Annotated in this window: 11 protein-coding genes; 7 read left to right on the top strand and 4 right to left on the bottom strand. The window is 42.1% G+C overall.

What is annotated here, in order from left to right; translation table 11 throughout:
* Positions 1-60 precede the first annotated feature (60 nt).
* Positions 61-771, top strand: a complete 711-nt coding sequence (locus FLL46_RS07660) for an alanyl-tRNA editing protein (RefSeq protein ID WP_142892899.1) — start codon at positions 61-63, stop codon at positions 769-771.
* Here FLL46_RS07660 and FLL46_RS07665 read toward each other — a convergent pair.
* The 4 genes from FLL46_RS07665 to FLL46_RS07680 form a co-directional block, all read right to left on the bottom strand.
* On the bottom strand, positions 768-1,580 hold the full coding sequence (locus FLL46_RS07665) for a class I SAM-dependent methyltransferase (RefSeq protein WP_142892900.1): 813 nt from the start codon (positions 1,578-1,580) through the stop codon (positions 768-770). The genes FLL46_RS07660 and FLL46_RS07665 overlap by 4 nt on opposite strands.
* A 243-nt stretch (positions 1,581-1,823) precedes the next feature.
* A complete protein-coding gene (gene pbpC / locus FLL46_RS07670; RefSeq protein ID WP_210418625.1) occupies positions 1,824-4,184 on the bottom strand; it encodes a penicillin-binding protein 1C in 2,361 nt (786 codons plus the stop codon).
* A gap of 265 nt (positions 4,185-4,449) precedes the next feature.
* Complete coding sequence (locus FLL46_RS07675) at positions 4,450-10,098, bottom strand: alpha-2-macroglobulin family protein (protein ID WP_142892901.1); 5,649 nt, start codon at positions 10,096-10,098, stop codon at positions 4,450-4,452.
* A gap of 306 nt (positions 10,099-10,404) precedes the next feature.
* Positions 10,405-11,382 (bottom strand): BsuPI-related putative proteinase inhibitor, encoded by a 978-nt coding sequence (locus tag FLL46_RS07680; protein ID WP_142892902.1) that lies wholly within the window; start codon positions 11,380-11,382, stop codon positions 10,405-10,407.
* Between the two features lie 415 nt (positions 11,383-11,797).
* Here FLL46_RS07680 and FLL46_RS07685 point away from each other — a divergent pair, with 415 nt between their 5' ends.
* The 6 genes from FLL46_RS07685 to FLL46_RS07710 all read left to right on the top strand — a co-directional run bounded on the left by FLL46_RS07685 (position 11,798) and on the right by FLL46_RS07710 (position 17,406).
* Entirely contained in the window at positions 11,798-12,085 is a 288-nt protein-coding gene (locus FLL46_RS07685) for a Rho-binding antiterminator (RefSeq protein WP_142892903.1), read from the top strand.
* A 370-nt stretch (positions 12,086-12,455) separates the two neighbouring features.
* The gene (locus FLL46_RS07690) at positions 12,456-14,357 is read left to right on the top strand and encodes an ATP-binding cassette domain-containing protein (protein WP_142892904.1); all 1,902 of its coding nucleotides are present in this window, start codon (positions 12,456-12,458) and stop codon (positions 14,355-14,357) included.
* Between the two features lie 5 nt (positions 14,358-14,362).
* Positions 14,363-14,611: a YheV family putative zinc ribbon protein gene (locus FLL46_RS07695; RefSeq protein ID WP_142892905.1), complete on the top strand. Its 249-nt coding sequence runs from the start codon at positions 14,363-14,365 to the stop codon at positions 14,609-14,611.
* A gap of 6 nt (positions 14,612-14,617) precedes the next feature.
* Positions 14,618-15,184: a hypoxanthine-guanine phosphoribosyltransferase gene (locus tag FLL46_RS07700; protein ID WP_142892906.1), complete on the top strand. Its 567-nt coding sequence runs from the start codon at positions 14,618-14,620 to the stop codon at positions 15,182-15,184.
* A gap of 22 nt (positions 15,185-15,206) precedes the next feature.
* Positions 15,207-15,965: a phosphorylase family protein gene (locus FLL46_RS07705; RefSeq protein ID WP_142892907.1), complete on the top strand. Its 759-nt coding sequence runs from the start codon at positions 15,207-15,209 to the stop codon at positions 15,963-15,965.
* 100 nt (positions 15,966-16,065) lie between these two features.
* On the top strand, positions 16,066-17,406 hold the full coding sequence (locus FLL46_RS07710; protein WP_142892908.1) for a short-chain fatty acid transporter: 1,341 nt from the start codon (positions 16,066-16,068) through the stop codon (positions 17,404-17,406).
* Positions 17,407-17,448 lie beyond the last annotated feature (42 nt).

Genomic DNA, 17,448 nt, shown 5'->3' on the forward strand with positions numbered 1-17,448 from the left:
CATTGATTCACGACCAAGAAGTTCCTACAATGAACAAAATTCAGCCGCAGGTGTGCAAAGATGACGATAGAACTTTTTAGAGATGATGCCTATCTTAAACAGTGTGAAGCCTTAATTGTCGATATTAATGACAGAGGTGGAATCATTCTCGATCAAACAGTTTTTTATCCTACCGGCGGCGGTCAACCAGGTGATAGTGGCGTATTTGAGACATCGACTGGTTCAATCCAGATCGCGACTACCGTTAAAGATAAGGAAACTGGCCATGTGGTTCACGTTCCCGCCGAAAACCAGCCAGCACCGCAAGTGAATGAAAAAGTAAGCGTGAAAATTGATTGGGAACGTCGTTATAAACATATGCGCATGCACACAGCATTACATCTTTTATGCTCGACAGTACCTTGCGGCGTCACCGGCGGGCAGATTAATGAAACAAAAGGCCGGCTGGATTTTGACATTGGGGAGTTCACACTCGACAAAGAAAAAATCACTGAAAAGTTGAATCAGCTAATTAAAGAAGCTCACGAAGTTACTTTTTCCTGGATATCAGATGAAGAGCTGGAACAAAACCCCGATCTGGTCAGAACCATGTCAGTTCAACCACCTAGAGGAAGCGGGAAAGTACGCTTGATAAAAGTCGGTGAAAATATTGATCTTCAACCTTGCGGTGGAACTCACATCAACAACACGTCAGAGATCGGCGCCGTTAAAGTGGCAAAAATTGAAAATAAAGGAAAACGAAATCGCCGAGTAAATATTGTTTTTGATTAAATTTTTTCGGCGGTAATCGCAATCATCCAAACTAATCCTGTCTCACGAGCTTTAGTTACTTCTTCTTCAGGATAGCTGGTAATTTCAATTGGCCAGTCTTTGTTAAGACAGTTTTCAGGAGGACGATAAGGCTCCAGGGGCTCGCAATCTTCACGCCACTTTTCGATCTGCACGTTTTTCCATTGATCACTTCTGAAGATAGCTTTGATCTTTTCTAAATCACCCATAATGAACATTTCGTGACCATGAAAGTGAATGGGTGCATCAAGATAAACAGTGCCACCGGGTTTTAAAACACGATGAATTTCAGCAATACAGTCAGAGTAAGACGACGGCTTGAAACCTAATGCCTTTTGACCCCAGTGTTCAATGGATTGAACAGCAAAAACTTTATCAAATGTTTGCTCAGGAAATGGAATATCGGTCGCACTGCCGTGACCGCCTTTACCAATTTCCGGCTTTTCATCTTTTGGTCGTTTTGGTTCAACTCCGGTCCAGGTGCCACCACTGCGTTTAATCAGATTTCTTGCTAACATGAACCGACCAAAGCCAACTTCTAACACATCTTGATTTTTACAATCATACAGATGCGCTTCAATACTCGAGACCACACATTTTCTGAGCGGCGAACCAAAGTTAATTGAACAGGCTGAAGCTTGAGTATCAAAACTTGGACAATGCTTACAGGCCACCACTCGGTACCCGTCAGCTTCTTCCCAATATTGATGACCCCACTTATCGGCACACTTTTTCGGATTAACCCGAAAACTATGCCAGCGTTTTAGTATTGAATCTTTTTTTGAGTGCATGGCGCAGTAGAATATAGAAACATTTTGGCGGCGTCAATTTAAACCCCGACCTCAGCACCATTTCATTTTAGTATTTCTTTAAGCTCGTCACATAAGTCATTTAGTTCGACAAAAATTAGTAGAATTAGCGCTCTCAATTTCATAGTAAATTGCGATACTAGTTGGAAGTGTTTAATTTTTCAGTGTGAATGGACGTCTAAACTGCTGCTTCGCACCAGATCCAAAAATTCGATTCGCAGACAGTTATTTTCCTAGCACTTTAAAACGTCGACTGGTCCGAAAACCATCATTGTCGATGATGGTCACCTGATGCCAACCTGGTTCAAGGTATATCGCTCGTTGGTGAAACTCTTGAGTTTGTCCCAAGTAACGATCATCGATATGCCAGTACATTTGTGCATTTTTTTTTCGATGAACGGCTTCAAACACGACTTGAGAAATTTGACCGTCGAGGGTTCTTGGAATGTAAACATGGGTATCTTCGCCAGGGTATAAGAAAGACATTGGATTTTTCGTATTTGAAGAACCGACCTTTAAACAATCTGCTCGAAACGATGGAAGCGTTACATAATCACTGTGTTGCTTTTGATAATAAAACTCCTGGCCGGGTGGTAAAACAAACTGATTAACCGATGACATATTTCTGACGCGTTCGCATTCACTGTGTACTCTTGCCCCCGTTGATTTATCCAGATGGATCAGAAAGTGATGTGGGGTAATTTTGTCAAAGTGACTATTCTTTGCAATCAACTGAATTTCGCTATCGCACAAACCATTAGATAAATAACCATTGTCTTTGCAAACAGTGACTTCTTTTAGTTGATGGTAGGGTGTTTCAAACCAAGAGCTTCTGTCCAACTGATTAAAAATGCTAAACATTAGTGGTGCAGCAGCGCCTACGCCAGTTAAGCCAGGTACCCCTCTTCCATCGGCGTTACCAACCCATACTGCAACCGTCCACTTAGGCGTAACGCCAATTGCCCATCCGTCTCGCAATCCGTAACTGGTTCCAGTTTTCCACGCTATTTTTTGACTGGTATGAAAATTTTTCCAATGACTTTCCGCGCCGGGTCGAGTGACTTCAAGCAATGCTTCTAAAGTTAGCCAGGCACTTCCCTGACTAATTTCTTTTTTACGACCACTTGTATTTTTCTCAGTCGATAAAACGCTCAGCTTTTTATAATTTTGCTGTGAAGCATCCAGGCTGATAGTGGCCAGATTTGCATAAACCTGGGCAATGTCCCATAGAGTGGTCTCCGCGCCGCCAAGGATCAGGGGCAAACCATAATCATCGGGCGTTCGATGTAGCGTTGTGATCCCTGCGTGTTGAAGAAAGTCGTAGAACTTTTCTAATCCATATTGGCGGAGTAATCTCACCGAAGGAATATTAAGCGATTGTGCCAATGCCATTTTTGCCGGCACAGCCCCACGAAAACTTCGGTCATAGTTTTCTGGTGCATAGCCACTATATTGTGTCGGTAAATCGGGTATCAGCGTTGTTGAAATGATTTCTCCCTGTTCCAACATTGTCGCAAATAATAGTGGTTTAAAAACGCTGCCGCTGCTTCTAGGTCGATGCACTAGATCAATCGCGTAACCACTGTTAAATCGGCTGGAAAAATCACTGTTGCCGACATAAGCCTTGACTGATAAATCACGATTATCAATCACTAACGCCGCAGCGTGATTAATCTGCATTTGCTGTAACTCTCTGGAACTTTGTTTAACAACCTGAGAAATGCGTTGTTGAATATCGGCGCTTAGCGTGGTGTGAAAAAAATCAGGTCGAGCTTTATTAACATTCTTTTTGCTTAGTGTATCGATCAAATGAGGAGCGAGCTTAGGCATCTCCCTTTTCTGTCGTGGTAACGGCTCAGCCATCGCAAGACGATAATCCATCTCGGTATAAACACCATTATTCCAAAGTCGGGCTAATAACCTGTCTCTTTTTTGTTTTAATTGACTGCGATTTTTTTTCAAATGAATAGCTGTAGGGCTATTAGGAAGTACGGCAAGCATCGCACTTTCGGCCCAACTCAATTGAGCCGGCGCACGACCAAAATATCGCCAGGACGCAGCTTCCAGTCCAACGACATTACCACCAAAAGGCGCATGCGCCGTATACATCGCCAAAATTTCCTGTTTGCTATAGCTCATCTCCAGACGAACAGCTAATAACATCTCAATGACTTTTTCCCAATAAGATCGCGCTCTATTCCCCACCGAACCATTACGCGACAATCGAATAGTTTGCATGGTGATGGTGCTCGCGCCACTAACAACCTGAGATGATACAAGGTTACTTTTAATTGCCCTGGCCAGCGCCAGAAAATCGACTCCAAAATGAGACTCAAATCGTTTGTCTTCAAAAGTCATTAATGCAACTTTAAACTTTTCTGGAATTTCAGTTCTTGCAGGAAATCGCCACTGCTCATCTTTTGCGACTCTGGCATCGAGTAGCCGGCCTTCTTCAGTTAATGCAACCGGTGAATAAGAAACTTCGAAAATCTGTTTTGGTAACCAATGCCAATAGAATGTCGCTAACACAGCTAACAGTGTTAGTCCGACAAATATTCGCTTTTTAATTGGTTTCAATTTCCACATTTTGTTAACTTTTATTTCTGAGTCACTATTTCTAGTCAATAAAATTTTTGTATTGGCAACTTGGTTACATTTCAAAGTAGCGGTATGCCAAATCTTTTCATCTCGACCGCAGCGGAGAGATCTCCAAAAGATATCATCAGACTCAAACGCCAAGATTACTCTGTTTTAAAATACCATTCCTCATCGACGAGTAATGAAGACTGATAGTTTTCAAATGTCTGCAGGAGATCTCTCCACGTTGGTCGAGATGACAGTCTGCCTGCCTTCAAGGCTGTTTAACCACCTCCACCCACTGACCTTTTGATTTCGCATACTTGGAGGCATCATACATTGCCTCTACTTTAAACGATGGTAAATAAAAACGCCCAAGGTAAGCCGCGTTAACAGTAATATTAAAAGTCTTACTTTGGTTCGTTTTTAAATCAAAGTAAGTAAACACTCGATCATCTCGAATATCCTGATAGTCAAAACCGGCTGTTTGATTTTGTTGGCGTTTTGACACACCTCGATAGCGATGACTACTTGGTTCTGGCTTATCATTTTGTAGGCTATCAAATCGTTTATTATGAATTTCCCAACCTGATGGCAAAATTTGTGACAGCGCCAGATTTTGAAAATCTCGGGTGGTATCGTTACGGATTTTAACTCGAATTTGAATATCTTCTCCCTGAGCTAACCGAGTAACATCCACGGGTTTGCCGCTCGCGCTAAAATAATCAACCTGAATAGCTAAGCCTTGTTGTTCAGCTTCCTCTTTTCCTGCAGGCGGGACTCCTTCTGCGTGTAAGGTCACGTAAAGTTTGCCACCACTTTGGTTGTTGATTTCAACTGGGATCTGTTCATCTTTAGATTCGGTGAGGTGTTTTTTCCACAAGGGTAAGCGATTGTTAACAATCTCAATTGGCGCATCGCCGATTTTATAAGCGGCGGTAATCGCTTCTTGTTTACCAACATCACTTTGAAAAACGTAATGGCTCATTGAATTTAACGCATAGGCAGTACTTTGAGTACTTAACCAATAGGTTGACGACAAAGTTTGAGAAATCTGCTGCACCATTTTTTCAGCCAACACCTGGTCATTCATTAACACCAAGCTATCCAGAATAATCGCCTGATCTCTTAAACTTGAACCAAAAGTATTACCCGCCCTTGCATAACTTTTCACTTGTGTACTAAGCCCGGCAACCAACTGTTTTGCCGCATCGGTTTGACCAACTTTTTGATAGGCGGCGGCAAGATACCACTGACTAACATTATCGATTTGGTCACGCTCCCTTAAACGGTTCATTGCGCCTAACGCCGGCTTACCCGCCATTGCCAGAGTAAATAATCGATAACTTTGACTTAACGTATCTCCTGAAGTCCAGCTGTCAGCCGTGCGCCGTTGATAACCGATCCAGTTTGACAAAACATTGTAGGGAATATGATAGCCTTTACTTTTCGCTTCAAGCAAAAAGTGACCAACATAACTTGACGCCCAATCGTGAATTTTATTTTGACCCGGCCAATAGGCAAAACCGCCTGATGGCAACTGGAATCCACGTAGTCGCTCAATACCAATTGCGACATTATTTTCAACCTGATCAGCCTGTGTTTTTTCCAGCGTCATCAAATCGTTCAGATAAAGCTGTGGAAAAATTGAAGAAGTCGTTTGTTCAACACAACCGTGCGGGTATCGAATCAGGTATTTCAGGCGCGACTCTAAATTAAGCGGTGGTACACGTGACAATTCTAGCGTAAGCTGATTAGTTGATGGCAAGCCATGGGGTTGATGAGTGGTATTCCATGATTCACCTGCCTTTAGAACCTTTTTAGTTTGCCGACTGGTTACTGGGTTCGCACTACGCACATCCACATAGATATCTTGTTGGCTTGTATGGTTTTTATTGGATGCAACAAACCGCAAATGGGCCTGACCTAATGTTGAATTAACTTTTAGCGGAATAAATCCAAGCTGGTCACCGGGCTCACTGAAGTTCAATTTAATTGGCCCCTTATCGAGTCGCTCAAAATGATCATCATGTTCAATCTCCAGCGACACTTCACCTAACGCCTGTTCATTAACAAACACGGCAACGGGAATCGTCACAATCTCTTCCGGCCCAACAACTCTCGGTACAGTCGCCAACACATTCACCGGTTGTCTTACATAAACAGATTTTTCGGTTGAACCGTAAGCGCCTTCATACCCAGCCACCACCATGACTCGAACCGCGCCAAGGTATTGAGGAATATCAACCGCATGGGAATTGGTTTCGCCGGCATTCAAATGAAACGGACCTAAAAACCTCACTACCGGTGGGAAGCGTTTTTTCTTTCCTCCATCTTCACCATCTTTCTCTTTCCCGTCGCCACCCAGTGCTAAAATCCGATCTAATTCTCCACCATAAGCGCCGACGACTTCATCGAATAAATCCCAGGTTTTAACCCCTAATGCTTCTTTGCGATAAAAGTGACTTCTTAATTTTGGCGTTTGGTAACGCGTTAACCCGAGCAAACCCTCATCAACGATTGCGAGTGTATAAGTCATCGATTTTCCGTTCGACTCAGACACCTTAATATCCGCCGACGACTGAGGGGAAATTTCATCTGCAACTTGCAGCTGGGGCGACAAAGCTGTCGCCGGATCGTCAACTATCACAGGAACAACGCCGAATAGTCGAATTGGCAAATCGTTATCTTTACCGCTGTGGGGTTGAATTAACATGACAGACACATAAACATTAGGGCTCATTGCTTGCGTTAGGGGCAATTTAATACCGGGATTGTTCGGGTCGATATCGGTCCAGAAGCGATCCAACAGACGACTTCCATTTTCAACGCTGACTAGCACTTTTCCCTGCTTGGACGGTGGGAAGTTAATCGTAGCTACATCGCCGACCTGGTACTTATCTTTATCTGTTGAAAGGTTTACCACACTCGCACCAATTCCTTTCTGGTTTTGCGATCTGCCTGCCCATCCCGGCCAGTCGATATAGAAAACCTCTCCGGTACAGTGACCGCCTTTTTTGTCACAAGCTCTTACCAGGTAACGCCCCCACGCCGGGTAATTAACCTCCATTTCCCATTCGCCGATTCCATCCTTTGTTGTAATTGCTGTTCGTTCTAGCGCTTCTGTACTATAGGCACTGGCATATTTTGCCAGTGAGTCACCGGATTTATCCCACCACCATTTCCAATTGATTTTATACAAAGATATTTCTACTTCATCGAGAGCAACCTTCTCACCACTTGATGAAACACTGGCAATTTGAATTTTGTGCGGAGTATCAGTCAGCAGCATATTGCGCCGACTATCACCTTTCGGTAACTTCACTCCCAGGTAATTGTCATAAGGGTGAAAATCCATTGACTGCCGTTCAGTACTAAATGCACCACTGTCCTCAAATACTCGGCTGGTAAATCGAGCGGAAAGCAACCCGGGAGATTTCCCTTTGACGGCAAGGTTAGTTTTGAAACTAACACGTCCTTCTTCATCAAGATTGCCAGAGAAGACATCTTGCTTTTCGCCACGAAATTCTCTGGCAGGGTCATCAAAGTTAAACCCGGCAAAATTTTTAAATCGCGTTTTTTTGGGCAATAGACGAACTTTAACATCAGCTTTCAAATTAGAGGCTTTGGCGCCATGTAACCATTGCGAGAAAAGCTCCGTTGTCACGGGCATTTTAGAAGCGGTTAAAAATGGAGCTTCGGCTTTCAGTTCTACTTTCAGGCGATTCGGAATCACCGCTTCTACTTTAATCACTTTGTGAAAACGAAGTCCACCCAGGCGAGCAATGGCTTTCCAATTTCCAGTTATCGCGTTCTCTTCAGTCTTTAGATTAAAGCGATAAAAATCATCGACCGGTTGGTTATTAGTTTGACTGGAAACCAGCTGTCCCTTAGGGTTAAAAAATTCTAAAGTAACCGGATGCCCCGGCGGAATATTGTTGTTTTTATCCTGGAGTACAAAAGTTAAGAAAATATCGTCACCTGGTCGCCAAACGCCTCTTTCTCCATAAAGATACCCCTTGATTCCTTGTTTTACTTTGACACCGCCCACATCAAAATGGCTGGTCGGTAAAGCCAAACCGGGGGAAAGTTTTAGGTACCCAGTTTCTTCACCGACAGATGCGCGCACATAATAAGCTGCAGAATCTAATTGAATGTCGGCCAGGCCATTTTTATCGCTGGTTGCCTGCGCAAGTTGCTGGTGCTGATAGTTATAAACTTCAAGCTTCACTTGCGACCAGGGTAAACCCGTTGAAATATTCGTTGTGACCAGCGTTAGTTTTCTGTCATTTCCCTGTTTGGCGACAATACCAATATTGCTTGCCAGAAAATTTCGACTGGCTTCAATATTTTTTCCATATCGATAGTAAGCATCTTTACAAGGGTTGTTTCTATCTCGCCATCTTAATTGCGTGTTATTGTAATAATTATCGGCGTAATCCCAGTTACTATATTCATTGTAAGATTCCTGGTCATAACTGGAAAAAGCACGCTCCTTAATGACTGGAACATTATTTTCTTCCTGCGAACAACTATAAGTAGAATTACTACGATTAATCGATAAAGTCAGGCGAAAAAGAGCACCTGGATGCTTTGCCAGAAGCTCAGAAATATCCAGTGAATATCGATTCCAATTATCCTGAACCGGGCTTTCCAGCGAAATAGATTTACGCCACAAATAGCGACCCACACGCTGGCTTTGATAATTTTGATCAAGGTTATTAGCTTGTAAAAACTGTCCCATGTTGTTGGCATAAATTTTAAATGCGGTCACCTGTACTGAGTCGACATTAACTGCTTCAAAGGGAATTGTTAATGACTTATTGGGCGGCAAGATGACGCCCTTGCCAACAAATCGAACCTGTGGTTTTTGGTTAAAGAAAGTAAGCGTCTGTTGAACCGGTTCGCCAAGTTTAAACCCGCGGCTATTTTTTAATCCTTGATCAATGGTAATTGTCACCTCTCCGGTAAACAGACTTTGTGGATAAATCTTTACCAAACTTCCTTGCTGACGAATAGTAAACCGGCCTCGGTCAATCTGTATAAGGCCTTTCAAATTTTGCTCGGCAGAAAGTTTCTCGGTAAAACTAATTTCAATTAATTGCCGATCAGCCTGAACCGCTCTGATATTAGCGACTTTAAATTCCCCATAAGCAGGGATCTCGAAGCTTCTTTTTCCTTGGTCATCAACAGAAATTAGTGCGCCATTCCAGTTGAGAAGCAATTTTTCCGTCTGTTTCTGACGTTTTAATCCAGGCACAATAAACTCATGACGCCTGCCGTTTTCCGCGTGTTGCCACTGAATCTGAGCGGGCTTATTGAGAAACGACGCCGACAACATTTTTTCAACTTTTAAACCATCTTCGGAATCCGCCGTTGCCACATAACCACTCACCGATACTGTATCTCCATTATCATCGGCCTTGACGCCATTAGAATGAATTTCGAAAGCCTGTTTAATCACTGAGAATGAAAATTGATAGTTTTTTAAACCATCGGGAAACCCTTCAAGCTGGGAGGTATTAAGCGCCGCGGAATATCGTTGTCCTGACGGTAACGGCCCTGATGGGATCAACTCAATTTGTCTTGGTGTGACAAAAGTAAGGCTCCCTTCTATTGGCGGTGTTATTTTCAAGAAATTCTCCGCAGAATCTCCGACTTTCGCAACATCGATAACAGGACTGCGAAATAAAATTGATATTTTTGACTGACTAGAAATAATTCCGTGTGAATTGGATTCAATATAGTCTATCCATCGATAGGTTTTGCTTATTGAAGCTTCTCCAGTCGATGATTTAGCCGGCTTTGATGTCGCTTGCTCTGGCTGTTGCGCATCTTCAGTTTGATCTTTTTGATCACCGCAAGCACTTATCAATACAGAAAATAAAAGAAGTAACAGCGGCAGTTTAAATTTGTGAGTCATTATTTTGTTCCTGGGCCGACAATCCGATCACTGGTTGCGCGATCGCATACGGGTGTTTTTATCTTAGGCTAGTGTACCGAATCCCACGGGCGAGTGAGAGTGTTTATTATTTTAGTGGGTAAATAGGGCTATTCGAGGAGGAAATCTGTCTAAAACATGTCATTTAGCGAATTTCATTGATAACCTGGGCAAAATAAAATGGAAAATGAACATAAACAAGGTGAAATAGAAAGGCTCTTATTACTCATTTTTACTACAGGGACCGAGAAAAACCAACCCGGCCCCTGATATGGCTAAACCGCCAAGCTATTTAGCTGCTGTTGTAATTTCTAAAAACAGTGGAACTTCTACCGCATACATTATCGCTTTTGCATTAACAGTATTTTGAGAATATCCTTTCACTTCAATTCTCAATTTATAAGCTCCTTCGTCCAATCTCTCGCCACTAAAATCTCTCAGTTCGATGTAATCACCAAACCTTTGTGTTTCTCCAGGGTTAAGACTGATGGTTTGCATCATCTGGATAAAGACGCGATTGTCCGACCAACAATTGACCATTTCTCCATGCTCATTATAAAGCTCGATATCAAACCGTTGCCCCGAGTTAAAGGTCAAATCAAACGCGTTACTAGTCGGGTTAGTTAAATCAATAAAGGCTGCAACCCGGTCCTTTTTGTTTAAGTTAAAACTTCCCGATTCCATTTGAGATGAAATTTGCAGCCCTCTCATAACGGGATACTGAATACCGTTAATTTTCGCGTCAACTAACGAAAAAGTAACAGGCCCTGCAATTGACTGCTCCTGCCATTGAACTAAGCCAACTTTTGGCACGAACCAGGCATTCAATAGCCCAGCATCAGCACAAGCACCAGAGAATGTTAGCATAGATACGTCGCTAAAATGACCCGCAGGTGTCGATAATAACGAGCGTTTATTGACTAACTTAGCAGTATCACTACAAGCATCAATGCTAACCTGGTACTCCGTGCCGACAGGATCATCGAAATCAACTAATAATTCCGCGACACCCGAATCAGAAAACCAGTATACTTGTTGTGAGTTTTGCGATGACCAAATCCATTGTGATTCTTTTCCTAAGTAATTCGAATACTTTTTCCAATGACTGCCGTACTGCTCCTTAACTTCAAGGGTAGTCGTTTGGTTGTAAGAATTTTTGAAAGTTGAATAATCACTTTCATTGTGAGGAACATAGTCATTACTCCAGGATGCAAAGCTTGCAGTTGCTGCGACAAAAGCGACCAAGCTTTTTGCTATTCCTTTCATTGGGGTTCTCCTAAGTTAAATTAATCAATGGAATTGCGACTCCAGAATTGGATTTCGCGGGGCCAATTTCAAACAAAATTGAACTGGCTCACAATAGAGAATATCTTATCGGTTCGATTAGAATTTCTAATGAATAACTTAAAATTGTTTACTATTCAGCGCATTAAAAAATTCTTAAAAACTTAATTAACTTTTATGACTTAACTGTAATATTTTTCGTGGAGATGATAATGAAATCATTGTTTATCAAAACGGCAAAAAAATGAAAAATTGGCGATTATCTTCTATCTTTTTACTAACGCTACTTATTAAAAATTTATCACTCCATGGAGATTTTAGTTTTAATTTATCGATATAGAAGTTAAATTAGATTGATGAGTAGCCTGATACAATTTAGAGCTGATTGATAAAACTGATGACCCAAGATAGACAAAAAATAATCAATTGTAATATCCACGATTACATCGAAATCGCCTGCATGTACTCCTTCGAGATTGAACTGTCGCTAAATGATGGCACCAACACAATTGGCAGGGCCGTTACCACGATAATTCAGACAGATTCAGAAACTCAAACCAATACAGGTAAAGCAGAATATCTTGTATTGCAAAGTGAGAAAGAGAGAAAAAATGTTTTATTATCTTCTATAAAAAAAATGCGAGCGATAACAGTCAACCCGCATTTCGATATCATTACTTTTTAAAACTGAGTTCAGAATAAACACTTTACCAGCGCTAGAATTTGGACTGTATCATGACACCTTAGATACGCCTTTCACACCTTTCTTTTCATCGTCAGCTGCAACTTTGAACAGCCAAAAAACATTCCCACTTTACCCTCTTGCCATACAAAACATAATTTGTTCAGTTTCAGTATCAATTGAAATTTCAGAATCGTTACCCTGTGAAGTAATACCATGTCTTCCTCGTGCCAGAATTTAGCTATCAAATCTAGTAATATCTCGTTTAGCAAAAAACCTTCACTATCGCCCCATCGCTAACAAGAATAATTACGTCTTTCTATGCTAGAATGTGCCCAATTTTTAAGTCGGCAAGATTATTCGCGTCAGTGGTATGATACGTTTTAAGAAATTATCCCTTTTTCAGGGCAACAAACAATTACTCAACCAGATCGATTTGACCCTGTATCCAGATCAAAAAATTGGAATTGTGGGTAAAAATGGCTGTGGAAAGTCCAGCCTGTTTCAAATGGTACAACATGAGCTGGCCCCTGAACACGGAGAGTTGGAATTCCCCTCAAAATGGCGCACCAGTTCAGCCAAACAGGAGACGCCTGGGAGTGATTTGACGGCAATCGACTATGTTCTTAGCGGCCATCAAGAATATGCTCAGTTACACCGGGCGCTGACCAAAGCGGAACACAATGAAGATGGACATGCCATTGCTTCCATTCATGCGAAGCTGGAAGCCATTAACGGCTGGTCGTTACCTGCGGAGGCAGCTAAACTGCTAACCGGTCTGAGTTTTACCGAAGCGCAAATGGCATCAACGGTAAAATCACTTTCCGGAGGCTGGCGTATGCGCTTAAATCTGGCACAAGCACTAATCCAGCCAGCGGAATTATTATTACTGGATGAACCAACCAACCATCTCGACCTGGAAGCCGTTTTATGGTTACAGGGATTTCTAAGACGCTATGACGGAATGTTAATGACGATTTCTCATGATCGTGATTTTCTCGACAACTTCTGTAGCCATATTCTGCATTTTGATAGCCAGAAAATTAACCAGTACACCGGTAACTATTCAAGCTTTGAAAAACAAAAGCAAGAACGTGAAGTACTACAACAGGCTCAATTTGAAAAGCAACAAAAAGAAATTGAACATCTGGAAAAGTTTATTACCCGTTTTAAAGCCAAAGCCAGCAAGGCAACGCAAGCTCAAAGTCGTGTCAAGGCACTGGAAAAGATGGATAAAGTGAGTGCTGTTCAAATCCGTACAAAATTTGGCTTTGAGTTTGCTCCTATTAATAAAAATGTTACTGAGCTGATTAACATCGAACAAGGTTCAGTCGGATACGACGATACAATCGTCCTAGCCGACATACGAATGCGAATACTTGCTGGCCAAAGAATTGGATTGCTTGGTCGCAATGGCGAAGGTAAATCAACCCTGATTAAATTGATCTGTGGGGAATTAGCAATTCGTCATGGTGAGTTAAACCGGAACAAACACTTCAACGCAGGTTACTTTGCCCAACACCAGGTTGAACAACTCAATCTGGACCAGTCCCCCATATGGCATATTCAATCATTAGGCACCGGTATTAGCGAACAGGAAGCACGAAACTTTCTCGGCGGCTTTGCATTTCATGGTGATAAAACTCTCGATAAAGTAAAAGGCTTTTCCGGCGGAGAAAAGGCTCGCCTGGTGTTGGCTATGATCACCTGGCAAAAACCCAATCTGTTACTTCTTGATGAGCCCACTAACCATTTTGATATTGAAATGCGCGAAGCGCTATCTTTAGCGCTGCAAGATTTTGATGGAGCCGTATTATTAGTCGCCCATGATAAAAATCTGATGGAAAGTGTCGTCGACGAATTCTGGTTGGTTAACGAGGGAAAAGTCGAGCCTTTCAGCGGCGATTTGAACGACTACCAAAAATGGTTGAACGATAATCGCTGGGGCTCTAACGCGAAAAATACAGATGACGTCAGCGATGCAAAGGTCAATTCGGCTCAAGCCAAGAAAGAGCAAAAGCGCCTGGAAGCCGCAAGACGTCAGCAAAAAGCGCCGCTGACCAATCGACTTAAAAAGATAGATAAACAGATGTTACAATTACAACAGGAACACAGCAACTTAGAGAATCAACTATCTGACAATGACCTGTATAACGACGAGAATAAAGCCAAACTCAACGATGTGGTTACTCGTTCTAATCAAGTTAAAAATGATCTCGAAAAATTAGAAGAAGAATGGTTAGAAGTCAGTGAACAACTGGAAGCATTTGAGTAAATACAATGAAACCTAGTCAACGCTTTATAGCCGGGGCAGTGTGCCCTGAATGTCAATCGCCAGACTCATTGTTACTAGACAGTAATGATCAAAGTATAGAATGTGTCGATTGTGGATATACTCAAACAGCCGAGCAAAGAGACACAGACTCAAAGCGAGAAAGCGAAGCTCAACAATCGCGCAGAAAAAGTGTTCCTGAAAAAGTCAATGTTTCAGATATTATTCGTATTACCAATATAAAAAACACAGATTAAATTATTATGGATATTGATACTCTCAACCAGATAAAAAACAATGCGACTTTACTACACGACAATCAAAGGATCGAGAGCGCACTTAGCTGTTTAGTTGAGAAGCTGACACTCGACTACGCAAACAAAAACCCTATCTTTCTCGTGGTCATGAACGGTGGACTCATTTTTGCCGGACAATTGCTTTCTCGATTAAAATTTCCGGCACAAATTGATTATTGCCATGCAACCAGATATCGAGGCAACACCAGCGGCGGAGAGATTGGCTGGAAAGTTGAGCCGCATATGGATTTAGCGGGACGCCATGTTGTGATTTTAGATGATATTCTGGACGAAGGGCATACCCTCAAAGCAATCATCGAGCATTGTCGAAGTAGAAAAGCGCAATCAGTAAAAACATTAGTTCTAATCGAAAAAATTCACGATAGAAAAGCAAGCCCGGGGATGCGGCCGGACTACTGTGAATTGGAAACACCCGATAAGTATGTGTTTGGTTATGGGATGGATTACAACCACTATTGGAGAAATAGTGATGAGATTTATATTTTCAACCCGGAAAGAAACGACACCGAATAACGAAGAATAAACCGAGTGACATATGTCTAATCAAGGTTCTGCTATGCCTATCAATCACGTGTCAATTTTAATGGCTATGCGCGACGAAGCCCAGCCAGTTATCGACTCTCTTAAATTGCAAAAACGTGACGATGTTATTCACTCCCAACTACCCATGTGTTGTTACCAAAAACAAGTGGGAAGTATTCAACTATCACTAATTATCAGTGGTGTTGACGATCGTCACGGCGTCGATAATATTGGTAGTGAAGCAGCCACTTTAATGGCTTATGAGGCGATAACGCGATTAAAGCCTGATCTGATAATTTCTGCCGGAACAGCCGGAGGCTTTGCCGAAAAAGGCGCGAATATCGGTACCGTATATGTCAGCGAAGCGCACTTTGTCTATCATGACAGACATGTTCCTATTCCAGGGTTTAATGAGTCATCCATTGGCAAATATCCGGCAGTTGAAGCCAGCCGACTCGCCAAAAGTTTGAACTTACCAAGCGGCGTTATTTCAACCGGCTCATCCCTGGAAAAAAGTGACAAGGATATTTTAGTCATCAATCAACATAACGCTGTGGCTAAAGAAATGGAAGCAGCGGCTATCGCCTGGGTCGCAATGCTATTCAAGGTACCAATGATGGCACTGAAATCAATTACTAATCTGGTTGATCAGGAAAACCGTTCTGAAGAAGAGTTTCTCAATCACTTATCTCGCGCATCGCGCAGTTTGCACGATAAAATACTAGACTTGGTTGACTATCTTCAAAATAAATCGATAGAAGATTTGGCCTAGCGCTTTCTATCTATTTTTTGATCAGAAAACTATTTACCAGATCATTGAATAATGAAACAAACGTCATTTTGATAAAAACGAAAATAAAGCGATTAACATTATGATAAGAACAACAGTAGAAACATCAATCAAAAGTAGTGCTGATTTTTTCAGTCGGATCATGCAACGCTGGCTTCCCGATGCTTTTCTTTTTGCTGTAATACTTTCGGCGATCGTTTTTATCTGCGGCCTCTTATTTCAAGATCAAACACCTGTTCAAATGGCAGATCATTGGGGCAATGGTTTTTGGAAACTACTCAGTTTCTCAATGCAAATGGTGCTTATTTTGGTACTAGGTCACGTGCTTGCAATGAGTCGCCCGGTTCAAACCTTATTATCTAAACTAGCATCCCTCGCAAAAACACCGACGCAGGCGGTTGTGCTAGTAACAGGCGTATCAATTATCGCGGCCTGGATCAATTGGGGATTCGGATTAGTCGTCGGCGCACTGGTCGCCCGCGAAGTCGCAACAAATGTGAGACACATTCATTTTCCTTTGCTAATTGCATCTGCCTACAGTGGCTTTCTGGTTTGGCATGGCGGTCTTTCCGGCTCAATTCCACTGAAGCTAGCTTCAACAAATCAAGATTCGTTAAATGCGTTACTCAACGGCCAAGTCATCGAAGTGTCGCAAACTATTTTAGCCATGGAAAATTTGATTATTGTATTCGCATTATTGATCAGCTTGCCATTACTCAATGTTCTCATGATGCCTAAAGAAAACCTGATTGAATTTACTGGAACAGAAACAGCAGAAAAAACGGTTGACCACACCCAACTTTCTCCCGCAGAAAAACTAGAACACAATCCAGTCATCAGCTTATTATTGGCTGCTATGTGTGGTTTATACCTGGTTAATTATTTTGTTCAAGGAAACGGTCTCAACCTTAATATTATCAATCTATCATTACTTACTTTGGGTGTGCTGCTTCATGGCAATCCACACAATTTCCTGCGTGCAATCAAAACAGCCATTAACGGCGCAACTGGAATCATTTTGCAGTTTCCAATCTATGCGGGATTAATGGGAATGATGGTACAGTCAGGTCTGGCTGATTCGGTAAGTAACTGGTTTGTTGAAATATCCACGCAAGATTCCTTTCCCGTTTTCACTTTTATCAGCGCCGGTGTCGTTAATTTTTTTGTTCCTTCCGGCGGTGGCCAGTGGGCAGTGCAAGCACCGATTGTTATCCCCGCAGCACAAAGCCTTTCGGTGCCTATTAACAACGCCGCGATGGCTGTCGCCTGGGGAGACGCATGGACCAATATGATCCAACCTTTTTGGGCGCTACCATTGCTTGGCATTGCGGGTTTAAATATTCGGCAGATTATGGGATTTTGTACCGTTGTATTTATCTGGAGCGGAATTCTTATTGGAAGTTTGATTTATTTTTTATACTAGAAGCGATTTAATTTTAAAAACCAAAATGAATATCAATAAAAG

The organism is Aliikangiella coralliicola, assembly GCF_007004725.1.
Classification (GTDB): domain Bacteria; phylum Pseudomonadota; class Gammaproteobacteria; order Enterobacterales; family Kangiellaceae; genus Aliikangiella; species Aliikangiella coralliicola.